At 36.3% G+C, this 20601-nt stretch carries 12 protein-coding genes; 10 read left to right on the plus strand and 2 right to left on the minus strand.

What is annotated here, in order from left to right; genetic code table 11:
* Positions 1-14 precede the first annotated feature (14 nt).
* From GJV77_RS04770 to GJV77_RS14895, 8 genes are all read left to right on the plus strand, one after another.
* A complete protein-coding gene (locus GJV77_RS04770) occupies positions 15-2135 on the plus strand; it encodes a hypothetical protein (RefSeq protein ID WP_155035215.1) in 2121 nt (706 codons plus the stop codon).
* Positions 2136-2235: 100 nt separating this feature from the next.
* Complete coding sequence (locus tag GJV77_RS04775; protein WP_155035216.1) at positions 2236-2859, plus strand: hypothetical protein; 624 nt, start codon at positions 2236-2238, stop codon at positions 2857-2859.
* A gap of 6 nt (positions 2860-2865) precedes the next feature.
* A complete protein-coding gene (locus GJV77_RS04780) occupies positions 2866-4113 on the plus strand; it encodes a gliding motility-associated C-terminal domain-containing protein (RefSeq protein ID WP_155035217.1) in 1248 nt (415 codons plus the stop codon).
* Positions 4114-4127: 14 nt separating this feature from the next.
* A complete protein-coding gene (locus GJV77_RS04785; protein WP_155035218.1) occupies positions 4128-5057 on the plus strand; it encodes a PorP/SprF family type IX secretion system membrane protein in 930 nt (309 codons plus the stop codon).
* 18 nt (positions 5058-5075) lie between these two features.
* Complete coding sequence (locus tag GJV77_RS04790) at positions 5076-7037, plus strand: OmpA family protein (RefSeq protein WP_155035219.1); 1962 nt, start codon at positions 5076-5078, stop codon at positions 7035-7037.
* Between the two features lie 1253 nt (positions 7038-8290).
* Positions 8291-11548, plus strand: a complete 3258-nt coding sequence (locus tag GJV77_RS04795; RefSeq protein ID WP_155035220.1) for a SusC/RagA family TonB-linked outer membrane protein — start codon at positions 8291-8293, stop codon at positions 11546-11548.
* 20 nt (positions 11549-11568) lie between these two features.
* Positions 11569-13305: a RagB/SusD family nutrient uptake outer membrane protein gene (locus GJV77_RS04800; RefSeq protein WP_155035221.1), complete on the plus strand. Its 1737-nt coding sequence runs from the start codon at positions 11569-11571 to the stop codon at positions 13303-13305.
* Positions 13299-14885, plus strand: a complete 1587-nt coding sequence (locus GJV77_RS14895; protein ID WP_240142818.1) for an endonuclease/exonuclease/phosphatase family protein — start codon at positions 13299-13301, stop codon at positions 14883-14885. The genes GJV77_RS04800 and GJV77_RS14895 overlap by 7 nt, the downstream gene beginning before the upstream one ends.
* A gap of 78 nt (positions 14886-14963) precedes the next feature.
* On the opposite strand, the gene GJV77_RS04810 is transcribed toward GJV77_RS14895, so the two are convergent.
* A complete protein-coding gene (locus GJV77_RS04810) occupies positions 14964-15857 on the minus strand; it encodes a helix-turn-helix domain-containing protein (protein ID WP_155035222.1) in 894 nt (297 codons plus the stop codon).
* 188 nt (positions 15858-16045) lie between these two features.
* Between GJV77_RS04810 and GJV77_RS04815 the strand changes: the two genes are divergently transcribed.
* Positions 16046-18562, plus strand: coding sequence for a TonB-dependent receptor (locus tag GJV77_RS04815; RefSeq protein ID WP_240142819.1), 2517 nt, complete (start codon positions 16046-16048; stop codon positions 18560-18562).
* Positions 18563-18574: 12 nt separating this feature from the next.
* Positions 18575-19900 (plus strand): hypothetical protein, encoded by a 1326-nt coding sequence (locus GJV77_RS04820; protein WP_155035223.1) that lies wholly within the window; start codon positions 18575-18577, stop codon positions 19898-19900.
* 89 nt (positions 19901-19989) lie between these two features.
* Here GJV77_RS04820 and GJV77_RS04825 read toward each other — a convergent pair whose 3' ends face one another.
* Complete coding sequence (locus GJV77_RS04825) at positions 19990-20490, minus strand: hypothetical protein (protein ID WP_155035224.1); 501 nt, start codon at positions 20488-20490, stop codon at positions 19990-19992.
* Positions 20491-20601 lie beyond the last annotated feature (111 nt).

Genomic DNA, 20601 nt, shown 5'->3' on the forward strand with positions numbered 1-20601 from the left:
AACACTTTTTAGAAATGAAAAAAATCACATTAATAGCAGCATTATTAGGAGCTTCGTATTTTGCAAATGCGCAGGTAGGGATCGGTACGCCGGATCCTGCTACTTCAGCAGAACTTGACATTGTATCTAAATCCGGTAAAAAAGGTATCTTGATTCCTCGCGTGGAATTAAAGAATACTAATGAGTTTCAAATGGAAGGTATTTCTACTGAAAGTACAAGTCTATTAGTATTTAATAAAGTAAAAACTGCAGATGTATTAACTGGTTTTTACTACTGGGATGGAACTAAATGGAATAGAATAATAGGTAAAGAAGAATTAGATACAGTAGTTGAAAATATTGGTGGAGATATCACAAATGTGATCAACGATGTAGAAAGCTTACAAAAAGTAGTAAACTATATCTTACCATCTAATCCAGGTAATAAGGATACAACTAAACCAGGTCATACAACTATCGTATATGATAATACTACTGGTGATATGTATGAGGTAGTATATGATGCTACAAATAAAAAGTATATCACTAATAAGATTGACTTGCTTAAAATGATCCAAGGTAAAGAAACTAACACTTTCTTTAAAGAGATTAGAGATGCTAATAATAAGGTTACAGGTTATGTGTACTTCAACGAAAGTACTATTGTAAAAGCTATTGGTGAGGAAACCGATGAAGCTAAGATTCAAGAGATTTTAGATGGATTGAATGCTGAAACACCAGGAGCAATTAGTATTGATGTAAAAGGAACTGTAGTAAACAACTTCAAAGAAATCTTAGAAGCACCAACATCTATTACAGTAACTACAATAGAAGGAGATAAGACTTTCAAAACTGTTGAAGAGTATTTACAGTACATTTCTCAGTCTGCAGATGGTAATGTTATCTATAAAAACATTAGCACAGATCCAGCTAACCCAAATTGGGTATTCCAATACTATGATAAATCAACAGGAAAATATAAAACAATTAGTCTTCGTGATTTAGTAGCTGGTACAGAGTCTAAAACAACGATTGTTACTTATAATAATAAACAATATTACTTATCTGAAGCATACATTGTAGGAGGAGGAGAATTAGATGTGACTAAATGGACTGCTGTTCCAGCGGGAGCTATCCATGTAGATGTAGTAGGTGGAGTTATCAATAACATCGAAGAAATCTTAACTACTCAAGGAAATATAACAGTCAAAGTAGGAGGTCAGGATATGACTTTTAATTCTGTAGAGGAGTACTTACAGTATATCACTCAGTTCTCAGAAGGGAATGTTATCTATAAAAATATTAGTACAGACCCTAACAAAGAAGAATGGGTGTTACAGTATTGGGATAATACAGTAAATGACTACAAAACAATCAATCTAACAGATCTTGTTGCTGCTGTAGAAACTAAAACAAGCATCTTAAGAACAGAGTCTAAAACAGACGGTACGTTAGAAGATTATGCAGCTGCAGTAGCTCCAGTAGAAGCTGATGTTAAAAAAGGTGAGATCTTCTATAAGTACAATAACGAAGATAAAGAAGAGCAATTCATCAACATGACTGCTGATATTATTTCTTCTATCAATAACAACGAAGAGGTAAAGAATGCATTGACGAATGTGTTAAACCAAGGGGGTAACGTGTACTTCGGTGATCATGATAATGACGCTAATACAGATAATGTATTCTACACAATGGTAGTAAATGCCGATGGTACGACTACTAAAACACCTATTGAATTACCTGCTTCTTTCTTGTTAGAAATTATTAATAACTATACAGATGTAATCAAACAAGCGCTTGGAGATCACATTACAAATGAGGGAGATATTATATTCACAGGTGATATCTATAACGGTCGTAAAGTATTATTAGTAAAAGGTAGTACAACAGCTAACGGAACTTCTGCAAGAACAACAGGAGTTACTTTAGCAAACGCGACTGGGGATAATGCTATCAACGGAGTGCTTTCAATCAAGGTATTGCAAAATGGAGTGCTAATTACTGAGTCAACTAAAGATGTTGTAGTGACTGGCACTAAGATTGACTTTAATATCGGTGTGGGTAATATCTATACTGCTTTACCTGCAGGGGACTATGAAGTAGTAGTAGAATATTTAGGAAAAGAAGTAGATCCTACTACAACTCAACCATAATCTAGTAAACAACAAACAACAATTATAATTCTTTTCGAAAAAGGGAGAGTAAGCCAACTCACTTGAGACTCTTCCCTTTTTATTAAATCAAACTTACATTATGAAAAAAATATATTTAAGCTTAGCTCTTGCACTACTTACTTCAGCAGGCTATGCACAAACAAAGATAGGAGTAACAGGGAATAATAATCCTGATGTAAATGCTAATGCAGTATTAGAACTTGATGCGACTGACAAAGGTCTTTTATTACCTCGTGTTGAATTAAAGGAAACTAATAATCCTGCTCCATTAACTGCTCACGTAAGTGGTATGACTGTGTATAACACAGCGAAAGCGGGTGATGTAGTTCCAGGTTTTTACTATAATGATGGTACTAAATGGCAACAGATGGTAACTACAGATAACAAAGCTGTGAAGTTCTTCTATATGCCTACAATTACTTTTGATACTTCAACTCTTGGCGTTGTTACAGAGCCAAAAGATTTATATGCTGAGTATAAAAAACAGTTTAGTATGACTAGTGGTAATGCTGTGATGAGTCAAGGGGCTCCTGCTACTATCCCTCATTATCCAGAAGCAACTGATCTATACTATTACGTAACGGATTACGATCCAGCTGTTTTTAAAGATATTGTGATTACTGCTGATGGTAAAATGACCTATGAAATCATTGGTAACGGTACACCAACTTCTATAATGAATATTGTTTTTGTAGTAAAATAAGAATCTATGAAACAGTATAAAACACTATTAATAGCCTTCGCGTTGTCTTATGCGGGTACACATGCCCAGACAGTTAATAAAGGTGATTTCTATATTAGCCCTGATGCTGTGGTGTCTTCTAAGTATAGCTTAGAGAACAAGACAGCGGCTAACTTTAGAAATAACGGGACACTTATCTTGGAAGATGACTTGATTAACAATGGTGATTTCTTCGATTATAAGGGAAATACAGCTCAAGGAAAAACACTGTTGAAAGGAAGTAAACTACAAACGCTTAAGGGGTCATCGATTACGATGTTTAACGATCTTGAGCTTTTCAACCCGACAGCTGATAAAGCATTTGCTATTGAGAATACAGTTGTTGTGGCTGGAGAGATGACTTTCTCTGAAGGAATTGCTCATGTTACGGGCAATGAAGCTTCGCTAACTTTCTTAAACGATGCTACAGCTATTCAGGTTAAAGATATTAGTCATGTCCAAGGACAAGTAGATAAAGAAGGTAAAACGGCTTTTGTTTTTCCTGTAGGAGATGATGGATATTATCGCAAGGCTGAAATTTCTGCTCCTGCACAGGAGAAAGACTTGTTTAAGAGTAGATATGAATTAGATAATACACAGTTTTTTGTTAGTAGAAACAATACAGCAGGTATCATTGAAAAGTTGAATACCAGAGAATATTGGTTAGTAAATCGGCCTGATAATGTAACTAGTGATGTTATATTGACTCTTACTTGGGACGAGCGTACTACACCAGCTGATTTATTGGTTGACCCTGTGAAAGATTTACATATTCTTCGTTGGGATGCTGATCTTCAGCTTTGGGTAGATGAAGGAGGAATCGTTGATGTTGACGCGAAATCTGTAACTACACCTACTTCTGTTAAAGGATATGGTTTTTTTACTTTAGGTACTGTAGATACAGACAGTATGCTTGATGGAGGGGTAGTGATTTACACCTTAGTATCGGCAAACGGAGATGGTAAGAATGACTTCTTTAGAATTGATAATATTGATCGTTTTCCGGGTAATAAAGTTGAGATTTATAACCGTTGGGGCGTACAAGTGTACGAAACAACAAATTATAACTCTAGAGGTAATGTCTTTACAGGAAAGTCTGATGGACGTGGTACTATTAACAAAGGAGAAGATCTACCGACAGGTACGTATTACTACGTAGTGACGTATGACTACAAAGATCAAAGTGGTACGCGAGCGATCAAGAAAGCAGGATACTTACACCTAGAGGCTAATTAAAGCAAGACGTAAACATGAATTACAAAACAATTTTTAAATATACTGTATTAGGACTTGTGATGGCTAGTGGCGTAGAACAGGCTATGGCGCAACAAGATCCGCAATTCACACAATATATGTACAATCCCTCAAATATCAACCCTGCTTATGCAGGGAGTCGAGGGACATTGAACTTCTTCGGACACTATCGTTCACAGTGGGTAGGGATGGAAGGAGCTCCTAAGACGGCTAGTTTCTCAGCGCATTCGCCAATTGGTGATTCTAGAGTTGGTATGGGAGTTAACTTTACCAATGACCGCTTAGGTGCTATGAATGAAAATAATATCGCTATTGACGTGTCTTATACAATAGATGTAAACCACGAATATAAATTGGCTTTCGGATTGAAAGGAACGGCGAATTTACTTAACGTGGATTATACTAAACTAAAGATATTCGACGGTACTGATCCTGTTAATAATAATATTGACAATCAGTTTACACCAAACATAGGAGCGGGTGCTTATTTGTACTCTGATAAAGCATATGTTGGTCTTTCTGTCCCAAACTTTCTATCGACAGATCGTTATGATGACAACGAGATTACTACAATGCGTCAAAAAGCTCACTTTTATTTGATGGGAGGTTATGTATTTGAACTAAATCCTAGTTTAAAATTTAAGCCAGCTACTTTGATTAAGGTAGTGGAAGGTGCTCCCCTTCAGGTCGATTTAACGGCTAATTTCCTATTTAGAGAGAAGTTTACATTAGGAGCAGCTTACCGTTGGGATGCCTCAGTGAGTGGATTAGTTGGTTTCCAAGTGAATGACAATTTATTTGTAGGTTATTCTTACGATGCAGAAACCTCGAAACTGGCTAATTACAACTCTGGTTCTCACGAGGTGTTTTTGAAGTTTGAATTATTCAATAGACGCAGTAGAATTAATACACCGCGATTCTTCTAATCCTATAAAGTGTAGATAATGAAAAAAAGTATATTAACAGCGCTTGCCTTTGCTTGTTGCGTAGTATCCGGGGGGAACACATATGCACAGAAAGCAAAGGAAAAAAGAGCGGACAAAACCTTCGAACAATTCGAATATGTCAATGCCATTGAGGTATATGAACGAATTGTAGCTAAGGGGTATAAGAGTGTCAATACGCTGTCAAAGCTCGGCGATGCTTATTATTTCAAAGGTGAACTTAAGCAAGCTAATGGGTGGTACAAAGAGCTTTTTGCCTTAGCTAGTCAAAAGTCTACTACCTTGCCATCGGAGTATTACTACCGCTATGCACAGACTTTTAGAGCCCTAGAGGATTATGTAAATGCAGATAAATACTTATCTGAATTTGCACAATTGGAAAAATTTGACAGTAGAGGGGTGCTTTTCGAAGCAGAAAAGGATACCTATCTAAAGACTATTAATGCCACTATTAAGCGTTATGAGTTGCAGAGTTTACCGATTAATAGTCAATATTCAGATTATGGCACAGCTTTGTTAGATAATAATTTGGTATTTACCTCAGCTAGAGAAACTGAAGATACGCGTGAGGGACGCAGACATAATTGGACCAACGAAGCTTTTACTAATTTGTATGTAACACAAATCAATAGCGATGGGGATTTTAGTGAACCTGAATTATTTGATAAACAAATGCGTACAAAGGTAAACGAGGCATCGGCAATTTTTACAAAAGATGGTCAGACGATGTACTTCACTCGTAATAATTCACGCAAGGGAAAAAAGGTGCATAATCAAGACTATGCTATTTTGTTGAAATTGTATAAGGCAACTAGAGAAGCTGATGGTTCTTGGTCTGAAGCCGTTGAATTACCTTTTAACTCAGATGACTTTAATACTGCTCATCCAGCTTTATCCCCTGATGAGAAGGTATTGTATTTCGTGTCGGATAGAGATGGAAGTATTGGTCAATCAGATTTGTTCAAAGTAAGTATCCACGAAGATGGATCATTCTCTGAACCAATCAACTTGGGCAAAAAGATAAATACAGAAGGAAAAGAGACTTTTCCGTTTGTCTCTGCAGACAATATGTTGTATTTTTCTTCTGATGGACGTCCAGGTTTAGGGGGATTAGACGTCTATAAAGCAAAGATCAATGTAGATGGGTCTTTTGGTAAAGTTGTTAATGTCGGAGCACCAATCAATACAGCTGCTGATGATTTTGCTTTCTTTGTCGATGCCAATAACCGCAAAGGGTTTGTCTCTTCAAACCGTGAAGGAGGTCATGGTAATGACGATATCTACTTCTTTAAAGTAGTAGATTGTAAACAACAAATTAAAGGAACAGTATTTGACAACAGTAAAGCTGTAGTGATTCCAAAGGCGAGCGTTGTACTTTATGATAGTAATTATAAAGAGCTAGGGCAATACACGACCAACGCAAATGGGGAGTATATCACAGAATCGCTGCCTTGTAATTTTAAATACAGAATTAAGGCAAGTGCAACAGGCTATCAAACCAATGAGGTAGTTACTGTATTGGGCAAAGAGTTTGATGCTTTCCACGAATTGAATATTGGGCTTGATCCGATTGTTGAGAAAATCGAGAAGAACGATGATTTATTCAAAAAGTTGAAACTAGAACCGATATATTTTGATTTTGATAAATCGAATATCCGTCCTGACGCTGCTATTGAATTAGCTAAAATCGTAGAAGTATTGGAGATGTATCCAGCCTTGAAGATAGATGTGCGTTCTCACACAGACAGTAGAGGAAACGATGCCTATAATATGAAATTATCTGATAGACGTGCCAAATCGACAATTGCGTGGATTATCGCTCAGGGAATCGCTCCTGAACGTGTATCTGGTAAAGGATATGGCGAATCAGACTTAACTAATAAATGTAAGAATAAAGTTCCGTGTACTATTCAAGAGCATCAAGCTAATAGACGAAGTGAATTTATAATCTTAGATTTATAATCATTTGAATTACCACCAAAATTAGAATTACAAATAAATGTGTAGAAAGAGCTCCTATTGTATAGGGGCTCTTTTGTTTTTTATACAAAAGGGTAAAAGGACTTGCTTTAGGTATTTTTTTACAGCCTTGAAAACGAGTTTTTTCAATAATATGGTTTCTTTCAAAAAGGAAGATAAAGGCTCTTTTATATTTTTTCGAAAAAATTCTGTTTTTTAAATAAGTAACTTGTTTTAGAGCTTATAGGTATCAAAATCATGGCTTTTGTTGCCAAGCTTGTGCTACGTGTGCAGTATTCCTGCAGTTTACGAGTCCAGAAACAGGTTCTTGGCAAGTAAAGCTCAAGCAAACTACACCTATAGGTCAAGGAAGTGTGGAAAAATAATGTCTATAAGAAGGTGATCAGCTGCAGTGCTTTGATCGATTAAAAAAAATACGAACTAGTGTATTAAATAGCCTGATTTCAACGACTTTATGAATATCTTTTTGATGAAAAAAAGCTCCAAATTACTTTAGAGCTTTCTTAGGAAACAACATATAACTTGAATAGAAGTGATCTCTATTTCAGTTCGATAGATTGGGATTGGGTAAGTGATTGACTTCTATAGTTAGCAATCCTTACAATTACTCGTTTAGTGATGATATCAACAACCTTTGAGTACAACACAAAAGTAGGGAAAGCCTTATACGTAGGCTAATTTTTTTCCTTAAAAAGGAATTAAAAAAGTGATAATTAGGTCTTTTTGCGAATTACTAGATAATGATGTTAATCTCTATTTTATTCTATCTGTTTTTCTGATAATCTTTTCTAGGATAATGGAATTATTTTAGACTATTGATAGGTTATATTTATTCTGAATTTACTGATTTACTGTTTTTTATAGATTTATTAAGAAAAAATATAGAACTCAGTATGTTTTTTTAAATAATAATTCTTCTTTCATTTTTGTTTATCGATCCATATGTTGTTAGTGAATGGTGAAAAAAGAGTACAGTCAAAACGTTGGAAAAATGTCGGTTAGATTTTCTCATAATGTAATTTTTTGTTGCTAAAAATCAAATATTAAGATTGGCTTAACAGGGAGAGATGTTCTGTTTAGAAATGATTAAATATTGATTAGTAGTGGATTAATTAGTGATAGATAGTGTGTTGAAGTTGAGGTGTTTATTAATGTTTTCTTAAATAGCATTAGCTGCTTAGTTTAAAAAACGATCGATAGTTTTGGCTATCAATCTTATACTAAAACAGTTAATAATGAAAAAACTAACGGTTTGTTGTTATGTAGCATTCCTTATCAGCTCCCATTTTTTAGGAGCTCAAGAGCGAAAAGTGGAGACATCCTCTCCTATGGTTACAATTAATATTCAAAATGATGCTTCACTGGGGGATATCTTACAGTCTTTAAGTCAGCGGATTGGCGCAAAGGTGAGTTACCAAGATGTTTCATTCAAGGAGTATAAATTAGTGGCTTATGACTTCAAAACAACTCCTGTGACTGATGTTTTAGCCTTTTTGAGCATGCAAACAGGTCTGGAGATTAAACAGGTAAAAAACCAAATCAAAGTAACAAATCCAAGTTTTGCGACACAGTTAGATGATGTTGTAGTGGTAGCGATTGGTTATGGAGATAAGAAAAAACAAAACATTACTACCTCTGTCGTAGAAGTGGACACAGACTTATTGAGCAACCGTCCAAGTGCAAATGCTATTGCCTCTCTTCAAGGTACTACCCCTGGTTTGAATGTCAATCAGGCGACTGGAAAAGAAGGTAGTGAACCAAGAGTGAATATTCGTGGGTTTACCTCTATTAATGGTGGTTCTCCACTAATCTTAATTGACGGAGTGGAAGGTAGCTTAGGTAACCTTAATCCAGACGATATAGAGAGTATCAGTGTGCTGAAAGATGCTGGAGCTGCTGCAGTATATGGGGCTCGTGGTTCGTTTGGGGTGGTACTGGTAAAAACTAAAAATGCCAAAGAAGGCGAGATTAAAGTAGGTGTAAATTCTTCAGTAAACTTTTCTTCGGTTACTCATGATACTGATTTTTTGACAGATCCTTATCGCTCGACGAAGATTGTTGATGACGCTTTTTTAGCGAGTACAGGGAGACGCTATACTGGATATACAGACGAAGATTATGAGCAATTAAAGATGGTGGCTAATGATCCTTCCCTTGCTCGTGTGGAAATACAAAATAGAAATGGACGTGATCAGTTCGTACACTATGGAAATACCGATTGGTGGGATTACTTCTGGAAAGATACACGCCGCTCGTATATCAACGATGTGAACATTCAAGGAGGTAGTGAGAACGTTAAAGGATATTTCTCTTTTAGAAACTATCAAACCGAGGGTATTCTGCGTACACAAGACGACAATTACAAGCGAAATAATATTCGAGCTAAGTTTGACGTAAAGGTAAATGACTGGATTACATTCAGTACCAATAACCAGTATTTCAAATCGTCTGATTTAGTACATGGAGGTAGTCAATATGGATGGAGAGACCCGTGGAGTAACTTAATGCTTGTACACGCGCTACCGGCGTATGTACCGACAAACTCTGATGGGACAGCACTATGGCGTACCGAACTGAATAACTATACGGTAGGAGATGGATATTTTGCTGCTTTACTTCACGGTAAGTCAAATCGCTTAGATGTTAGAGATGAGTTTTCTACGATCAATGCTTTCCACTTCAAGCCAATTAATAATTTAGATATTCACGCAAGTTACGCCTATCGAAAAAATACTACTAAAATTTCAGAGCGCTCCACAAAAGTGCCTTACTCCATCTTTCCAGGTAAAGTAGATTATTTTGGAACCAATAAACTCAGTGTAAACAATCGAGAAAACGACTATAATGCACTGAATATTTATGGGCAATACCGTTTAGATTTAGGCGATCACAATTTTGATGTGATGGGAGGGTATAACCAAGAGTACTTCAGAAGTCAAAACATGATTTCTAGTATTCAGGATTTAATCTCAGATGACTTGAATAACCCTGGTTTGGGGTCTTCTAATCCTCAAGTGACAGGTAGTGCTTATGAATGGGCATTAAGAGGATATTTCTACCGTTTGTCATATAATTTTGCAGATAAATACTTAGTGGAGTTTAACGGTCGATATGACGCGACTTCGAAGTTTCCAGAGGATCAGCGCTGGGGATTCTTCCCATCCTATTCTGTAGGGTGGAATGTAGCGAATGAGCCGTTCTTTAAACGTGCGATGTCGTTCTGGAATCAGTTTAAACTTCGTGCATCTTACGGAGAATTAGGTAATCAGAATATTGGAGCCTATGACTATATACCTACGTTAAACAAGCAGATTGACAATGGTTATGCACTAGATGGAGCTTATTTAGACTATATCAGTGCACCAGGATTAAATCCAAAAGACATTACATGGGAACGCGTTGAGACGTATGATGTTGGGGCAGACTTAGCATTCTTTAACAATAAGCTATCAATGTCTTTTGATTATTTCCAACGAGATATCCAGGGCATGCTGACTAAAGGTATGACTCTACCAGGTGTACTGGGAACAGGAGCGCCAAAAGAGAATGCAGCAAACTTGAGAACCAATGGCTTTGAGCTTTCTGTAGGATTCAACGATTCATTTAAACTGGCGGGTAGTGATTTTAATTACTCTATTTCAGCCGGTTTGTCTGACTCTAAGACTAAAATTACCAAATTCGATAACCCAAAAGGATTATTGAGTGACTATTATGTAGGTATGGAACTTGGTGAGATGTGGGGGTACGAAGTAGAAGGATTGTTTCAAAGTGAAGAACAAATCGCTAATCACGCAGACCAATCAAAAGTATCGGCTTATATCTATTCATTGGGAGGGCTAAAACCAGGAGATGTGATGTTCAAGGACCTTAATGGCGACGGTAAAGTAGATCAAGGAGACAATACCCTAAGTAATCCTGGAGATATGCGTAAAATCGGAAATACAGCTCCAAGGTATATGTATAACTTCAAAGTAGCTTTTGACTGGAAGGGAATTGACTTTTCAGCTTTCTTTCAAGGAGTTGGAAAACAAGATTGGTATCCAGATAAGGACAGTAGAATGTTCTGGGGGCCATATAGTAGACCATACAACTCATTTATACGTCCTGACTTAGCCGATAATATCTGGTCAGAAGAGAACCCTGATGCTTACTTTCCTCGTCTAGTGGGATATACAGCACTAGGAAACAATAGACAGTTAGGAGTGGTGAATACGCGTTATAAGCAAGATATTTCTTACTTGAGAATGAAGAATATAACCATTGGATATACATTGCCACAGAGCTTCTTGAAAAAGATAAAAATGGATAAAATACGCTTTTATTTAAGCGGAGAAAACCTATTAACTTTTTCCAAGTTGACTGATTTTATCGATCCTGAGGCAGCGAGTAACGCTTTTAATTTTAATAGTCCGAGTTCAGCACGAACTAGAACACAGGCTCAGAACTATCCTTTCTCTAAAGTGGTAAGCTTTGGGGTACAACTTAACTTTTAATCCACACAACCAATACAACAATGAAAAGAAATAAATTTATACTAATTGCTTTAGCTGCATTAACACTAGGTTCGTGTAGTAGTGATTTCTTAGATAAAGAACCATTATCTGACGTTACAGGAGATAACTTCTTTCAAAAAGAGAGTGACTTACAATTATATGCTAATTCATTTTACCGAATGTTTCCGGCTACAAGTATCTACAATGGAGATAATACCCCAGCAAATATTGTACAGAATATCTTGTCTGAAGAAATCAGAGGAACCCGTACAGTGCCAACAACAGGAGGAGGTTGGAGTTGGGCAAACCTAAGAAACATCAATTACTTCTTAGAAAACCATGAGCGTGTACCAGTAGAGAGTGCTGTAAAGCACTATGGAGGCGTTGCTAAGTTTTTCCGTGCTTATTTCTACTTTGACAAGTTGAAGCGTTTTGGTGATGTGCCTTGGTATGACTATGTTATTGATCCATCTGATACTGCTTCATTAGAAAAAGCAAGAGATCCACGCAAAATGGTAGTGGACAATATTTTAAAAGATTTAGACCAGGCAATCGCGGGGTTAAATACTTCTAAAAAGACCTATACTATCACCAAATGGACAGCATTGGCACTGAAGACAAGAGTAGCACTATACGAAGGTACGTATATGAAGTATAGAGGTATTCCAGGATATGAGCCTTACTTGACACAGGCTTATACTTCTGCAGAAATATTGATGAATGAATCGGGGTACAAAGTGTTTTCAACAGGTAATCCATCGACAGATTATAGAGATTTATTTGCCTCACATAAAGCCATAGGAGATGAAATTATTTTGGCTAGGGAGTATGATGATGCTTTAAATGTGAAACACAATGTAAACTATTATACCGTTACCTCTTCCTATGGACGTCCATCGATGCCAAAAGAGTTGGTCGATAGCTATTTAATGCAAGACGGGAGTCGTTTTACAGATTTGCCAAATCATAAGACCATGATGTTTGGTGAGGAGACACAAAACAGAGATCTACGCCTTAGTCAGACAATTCGTACACCGGGTTATACGCGTTTGGGTAGTGATAAGACACTTGCGCCGGACTTGTCTGCTGCTGTGACAGGATATCAATTAATCAAATATGTGACAGAGCAAAAATACGATAGTAATAGTAGTTCAATTGTTGATTTGCCTTTATTTAGATTTGCAGAAGTATTGTTGAATTATGCAGAAGCAAAAGCTGAGTTAGGTATTTTGACTCAAGAGGACTTAGACAAGAGTGTAAACAAACTACGCGAACGAGTGGCAATGCCAGTAATGGACTTAGCAGGGGCTAATGCAAATGCAGATGCGTTCTTAGCTAAGCAATATGCAAATGTAACAGGAGCTAATAAAGGAATTCTATTAGAGCTTAGAAGAGAGCGCAGAATTGAGTTGTTCATGGAAGACTTCCGTTGGGATGATATTGTTCGTTGGAAAGCAGGACAAGCCTTGACTTTGCCTATTGAGGGTATGTATTTCCCAGGTGCTGGTCAATATGACTTAGATAATGACGGTAAGATAGACATTAATCTCTATGAAGGACAACGCCCTAATCCTACAGAAAAAGGTGTGTTTTACATAAAACTTGGTTCTGAAATCTACCTAAATCAAAACAATCGCGTAGATCCTCATCCGACATTTGCTAATCGTACTTTTGATGAAAACAAGGATTATTTATATCCTATACCGACCCAGGAATTACAATTAAATAATAATTTAGAACAGAATCCAAGATGGTAAGAAGTATTTTAACTGCTTGCTTAGTACTTTTGGCAGGCGTGGTATGGGCTCAAAAACCTATGCCAGAAGAGTTGAAAGTGATGAGCTTTAATGTGCGTATGGATAGCCCTTTAGATGGAATCAATCAGTGGGGACTGCGCAAGGAGTGGGTCGCTGAGATTGTGTTTTTTAATGAAACAGATATCGTCGGAATGCAAGAGGTAACGTATCCCCAACTCGTGGACTTGCAAAACCTATTACCCGGGTATGATTATATTGGTGAGGGTAGAGAAGGAGATACTAAAGGAGAGTTTAGTCCAATCTTTTATTTAAAGTCTCGCTTTAAAGTCTTGGAGAGTGGAACTTTCTGGTTATCAGAGTCTCCTCAAGAAAAAAATTCTAAATCCTGGGATTCTTCACTACCTCGTATCGTTACATGGGCGAAGTTTGAAGACTTGGAGTCAAAACAGGTGTTTTATCATTTCAATACACATTTTGATCACAGAGGGAAACAGGCAAGAGAGAAGAGTGTGGCTGTTATTGAGCAATACATAGACCAATTAGTCATGGGAGAGACCGTTGTATTAACAGGAGATTTGAACTTGCCACCCAATGATACACCATATCAAAAAATTATTGAATTAGGCTTTGCCGATACACGAGATCAAGCGATGTACCGTGCAGAGATGGGACATACTTTCAATGCGTGGGATATACAGGCTGCTAAGCGCCATCGCATTGATTATGTTTTTGTCAAAGGGAATGCATTAGCTCCACTTAAATATCAAGAACTCGACATTCAGCGAGGCCCTCGCTTTGCATCGGATCACTATCCGGTTCTGACTACTTTTCGATGGGTTTCGCAAATAGCCGTTGAAACAAAGGGGGTGGAGGCCGTTCGCGTGGTTAACTATAATGTACATCACTTCGCGGCGGCAAATGATCGCTATCATTGGATCGATTTGAATTCGCTGTCAGCATTTGCAAAGCAGCATCAGGTTGATGTCCTTACCCTACAAGAGATAGATGTACACACAAAGCGCTCAGGTGAGCATTTAAATCAAGTTCGTGCATTAGCACAACGCTTAGATATGTACTATTCATTTGGTCGTACGATTGACTATGAAGGAGGACAGTACGGCATTGCGATATTGTCTAAGTTTCCTATTGCTAGTGAGCATTTTTACCGCTTGCCTAAGGGAGAACTTAAAGAAGAAGCAAGAGGGCTATTGGTAAATGAAATAGTACTCCCTGAGGGAAGATTAGTAATAGGTACTACGCATCTAGCGAGTAACAGTAATAAGAGTCGTACACTGCAAGCTAAGGCAATCACTGAGATTCAACAGAGTCAGCCTATGATGCTTTTAACAGGGGATTTTAATGCAGAAGAAGGTAGTGAGCCATTGAAGGTCTTAGCTAAGGAATTTAGCTTTGATTCAAGGGTAGCAGATCAATTGACTATCCCGGTTGTGAATAGTAAGAAGAAGATAGACTTTATTGTCAAATCAAAAGAATCACACCTAAGTATAGAAAAGCATCATACACATGCGCTAAATGGTTTGTCTGATCATAATTTAATTATTACAGATGTTACTTTTTAAAACCTAGTGATAGGTATTTAGGACAAACTAAGTTGAATAGCAGCCCTAGGGCTGCTATTCTCATTTATATACTGTTGATTATTTTGCTTTTAATAATACACTTGGAGGGCAACCGTAGTAACGTTTAAAAGCTGTACTGAAGTGATTCTGTGAACTGTAGCCTAATAGTTCAGCTATTTCTTTAATGCTGTATTGCCCGGACTCCATCTTAATCTTGGCTTTTTCCATGATATAAGCTGTTAGATAGGTATAAATCGTGTTGTTGTAAACTACTTTAAATTGCTTCTTTAGCTTAAATTCATTAGTACCTACGCGCTTGGCTAACTCTTGTATTGTAATTCTCTTATTATAATTTTCAATTAAGATTCGCTGGGCTAAAACAATTTTTTCTTTATCCTCTTTAGTGATTAACTCATTGGATTGATGCTGTAAGTGCCGATCTTCTAAAACTAATAAGAGCAATTCGTGTATTTTGTTTTCTAAAAATAATATTTTGAAGGTATCACATTTTGTACAATTTTTAATAAGGTGTAGTACGCCTAGCATTTCAGATGTAATGGTCGGACTTTGGTCAATGAATTGATTAGATAACTCGTGTTGTGTGTTTAGTTGCGTTAAATTGTTATGTGTAGTTTGTTCAATAGTCAAGAGGTGTTCCTTAGTCAAAGGAATATAAATAAAGAAGAAGTTATAAGTCTTATCTACTGTTGTAAACTCTATAGTATAATTCTTATTAGTAGACACGCTATAAAAGAGGTAATGAGTAGTGGTAGATAGACTGTTGTTGAATAAAAGTAGTAATACACCAGACTGCTGTATATCTAATGCAATAGTTTTGATAGGTGAGGCAAGTGCTAATTCCTCTTCTGTATTAAATATTGGCGATATAAAGTAGTCCTTGATATGGGACAAAGAATTCGTTAAAACCTCCTTATTATTTAAGTTAAAAGCAAAGTGATTATTCTTTATCATTTGTATGGTATTACCTAGTGTATTGTTTTTATCGTTGGCAAATATAATATTATTTAGATTTAATAAAAACAAATCCTGAAAGTATAAATCAAAATCCCGATGTGAAAGATACCAGCAGGAGTACTATAATTAGTTTTGCCCATAGAATAATAATAGTAATAATAATAGCGGTTATCTTAATAAAATCTATGGATAATAAGGTATGTTTTGACAAAATGTGGTCATTTTTAGATAATGGTTTACAGAATAAAAATAAACAATCAAAAGTGATATATCACTGGTTTAAATTACTTTTGATTAGTTGTGTTTTCGGGGTAATGTCTATAAATAGTTATGCTGGTGAGGATCACAAAAGAGGGATAGAAGGACAAGTAACTTATGCCAATAAACAGCCTGTCGGTTATGCAACAGTATTTATAAGGGAGCTAAATAAGAGTGTCTTAACCAATGAAGAAGGTCGTTTTTACTTAACAGGATTACCTTATGGAACATATGAAGTAGAGATTAATTCATTAGAGATTCAACCAATTAAGCAGACCGTTGTATTTTCCTCAACCAGTAAGAATTTGATCATTACAGCTACTGCAGCTAAAGGAGTTAATCTAGAAGAAATGGTCATTGATGTTCAAACAGATAAAAAGCGTATTGAATCAAGTGGATTTGCTGTAAATGTGATTAATACAAAGGATGTAGCATTACAGTCGATACAGACTAATGAACTTTTAGATCGCACAGCAGGAGTAAAGATTCGCCAAGACGGTGGACTGGGTTCTCGTGTTAATTACAATCTTAATGGACTTTCAGGTCGAGCGATTAAAATATTTATAGATGGTATTCCTAGTTCTAATTATGGAAGTTCTTTTTCGCTGAACAGTATTTCTCCTTCAGCGATAGAGCGAATAGAGGTGTACAAAGGAGTAGTACCTACCTATTTGTCAGATGATGCATTAGGTGGAGCTATTAATATTGTCTTGAAGCAGAAACAAACCAATACCTTAAATGTTAGCGGAGGGTATGGATCTTTCGGTACACATCAATACAATGTGAATGGTAGTTATCGTGCTGACAATGGCTTTACGTTTAGTGGAACTGGTTTTTTTAACTATAGTAAGAATAATTACCGTGTAAATGGACCACAAATACGCTTTGTCGATGGAAGTACTGGCGCAATAAGCTATCCAGAGAATGGAGCAAAGCGCTTTCACGATGCTTACCAGTCTCAAGGAGGTAAGTTTGACATAGGTTTTACTGATGTGAAATGGGCAGATAAGTTTTTGATTGGTGGAGTTGTCTCAAGTAGAGAAAAACAAATACAACATGGAAGTACTATGCAGAAGGTTTATGGGGATCGTTTAACTAAACAACATTCCTTTATTGGATCATTACAGTATCTTAAGAAAGATTTATTGATAGAAGGATTAGATGTACGTTTAGATGCGACTTATAGTAACCTGACTAGACAGATAGTTGATACTGTAGGTATGATGTATGACTGGAGTGGAAAACCAATGAGGGATAAACAGGGGAATATCATATATTACAACAATGGTGCTGAGGCATCAGCTGATAAATCACTGCAGAAATACATAGATAAGACAACAGCTTTACGTGCGAATATAGCCTATGAGTTTTTGCCTAACCACACCATAAGTGCTAATTACTTTTATACGTTCTTTTTAAGAGATAGCAGTGATGAATTGCAGCCAAAACAATTACAACAATTAGTTAATACTCGTGACTTAAATAAAAGCATTCTGTCTTTTAACTACGAGAATGCTTTGTTTGACAATCGTTTGCGAATGAATATATTTTACAAAAAGTATTATCAAAAAGCAATTTCTAAAGAGCCTTATCAGTTAAGTGGTCCTGGTAAAGTGGCTTATGCTGTACGTCAATTAGATAATGTCGTGGATCACAATGGTTACGGGGCGAGTTTTTCTTATAAAGTTTGGGATAAGTTATACTTACTTGGTTCGGCAGAAAAGGCGATTCGAATGCCTTCTGAAGGGGAATTGTTTGGTAATAATGCTGACAATGTATTGTCTGCCTTTAATCTAAAACCTGAAGAGAGTACGAATTTCAATATCGGTTTTCAGGCTGGACCATTTGAATTTAAACATCATCGCATCGGATTAAATGCAACTTATTTCAAGCGTGATACCAAAGGTATGATCCGTGAGGCTATTGATCAAAGAGGTAATTATACTAGACATGAAAACTTAGAGAAAGTTTTAAGTACAGGTATTGATGTGGAGTTAAATTACTCATTTAAAGATAAAGTGTTCTTAACTGCCTCAGTTTCGAAGTTTAATGTGTTGTTTAACACCCCTTTTGATGCTGAGGGTGTTCCTTATCATTACTATAAGTTACAGATTAGAAATGAGCCTTCATTAAAGATGAATGCAAATTTAAGTTACCAGTTTAAAGACATTATTCAAAAAGGCTCTAGGTTGCGCTTGTATTACAATGTGTATTATGTGGAGGAGTTTTTGAAAGACTGGTCTAATGTGGGAGGAACAAATCTAGCGACTATACCAACACAATATCCTAATGATATGGGATTGTCGTATCAATTTCCATCAAACAAGACAACAATGAGCTTTGATGCCAAGAATATATTAAACCAAGATATTTATGACAACTTCGGTTTGCAAAAGCCGGGTAGAGCATTTTATATAAAAGTTACACATTCATTTTTTAATTAAATTAATATAGTTATGAGTTTTAAATTTAGGTCATTAGCAACCTCATTTGCTTTGGTGGGTATGTTAGCTTTCTCTGCTGCTTGTTCATCTGATGATAGCGCAGTAGAAGGCGGTACAACTACACCTCCAGGAAAAGATAAACAATTTCAATTAGCTTTTGCTAGTGGTTCGGGGTCTGAGTCAGCAATTTATATGCAAGGGGTTGATGATGTAACCAAAGGAACAATTAGTTTTTCAAATTCAGGTTATCAGTTGCCTTCATCGCGTACGGCACGTATTTTCGTTTCAGACGATGGTAAGTATGTTTATAGTTTAAACTATACTGTGGGTGATATTTCTAAATTAGAGCATTTAGGTGGTCAGAACTATAAGTCAGTAGCCCAAATTGATTCTTCTCCTATTTTAGGTGTTAGAACTGGACGTTTTACCAAAGTAACTGAAGACTTAGGGTCTATCCATTATATCAAGGCAACTGCTAAGTACTCTGATCAAGAAGGTAAACAAGGGTATTTAGGACATTCTATGGTAGCAAGTATTGCACTGCTTGATTTGGATAAATGGGCATTTACAAATTCAGAGCAGAAAATAGAGGTTAAAATTCCAGAGGAATTAGCAAAACAAGGGTATTACATTTCTCGTATTGACTCTCCTGTATTGTCTGGTGATAAATTATACTATGGAGCTTCTGCGTCTCTATTAGACTTAACTACAGGAAAGCGTAAACCAGTTGATAAGGCGTTTACATTAGTGGTTGATAAAAATGATTTAACTAAAACATCTGTTCTAACGACTGATCACGTTGAAGGAACAACAAATGGATACCGTACTCCTACACTTCACAAAGATGAGCAAGGTGCAGTATTACAAATGGTTAATGGGAATGATAAGACTTATGTCACTAAATTAGTAAACGGAGCTTATGACAAATCATTTATTTTTGATTTAGGTGCTGCATTAGGTGGTAAAAAAGTATCAAGTAATGGATGGTTTTATGTAGGTAATGGAATTGGTTATATGCCATACCAAAAGCTTGATGAGGAAGGTTTTGAAATGGGAGTTGATCCACAAGGAAACCCTACAAAAACAAACCTATGGGGATTAGCTCGTATTGATTTAAATAACAAGACTGCGGTAGACTTAAATGTGCCGAATGGAAAATTGTGGTTGACACAATACCAAACCTCTATAGTACGTGATGGTAAGTTTTATATTGCACTATCTGAGGTATCAGGTGAAGGTAATATCTATATCTTTGATGTAGCGTCTAATGCTCCAGAAGGAGTAAAAGGAGCGAAAATTACTTCAGGTAAGGACCAATACTATATTGGAGTTTACTAAACGATAATTCGTGAAAAATAAAGAGCAGTGGTAAGTTTACTTATCACTGCTCTTTATTTTTATAGATGGCTTCCATTGCCTAGGAATGACTAATGTTGTTCTAGTAAGGAGTGAGGTGGTGTTATTCCCCTGACTAACTTGACATATTTGCTTTGTTTGTCTATACAGTTTAGTCCATCATTTGCGGGGTAGCAGAGCATTGTAGTGTAAATTGCAAGTATGCAGTTGTTGTTACCGAGCATTAGAAAGGTGGCTTCACTTCTCAACAACCATACGGGATGTAGAATAGAGATTATTGTGTGATTTTTTGTCTTAGACTTTAAGTAGTAATCCTTGTCTTTTGTGATGATGTCTGTTGCCTCTACTGTCCCTATGTTTGGAGCGTAATAAGCATAGTAGTTTGTGAGTAATTCTTTGACTAGTTTATCTTTGAGTAGCCACACGTAGGGAGGATTGGCCATTGTATCAATACGAATAAGACTTTTTTCATAAATAGGGATGTCCCGATAAGGTTTACTCAAGTCAATCGTTACTTGTCCTAGTGAACTTATTGATTGTAAGAGTAGTAAAAAAGTAAATAGTGTTTTCATTCGTTTTTATAAACTATGCACAACTATTGTTCCTTTTTTAGTTTACTTTTAGCTAAAAGTCTTGAATATTGTTCTGCTTTATAAAGATTTGGACTTTGAATAGTGAAATAA

The sequence above is a fragment of the Myroides pelagicus genome (assembly GCF_009711055.1).
GTDB classification, from domain to species: Bacteria; Bacteroidota; Bacteroidia; order Flavobacteriales; family Flavobacteriaceae; genus Flavobacterium; species Flavobacterium pelagicum.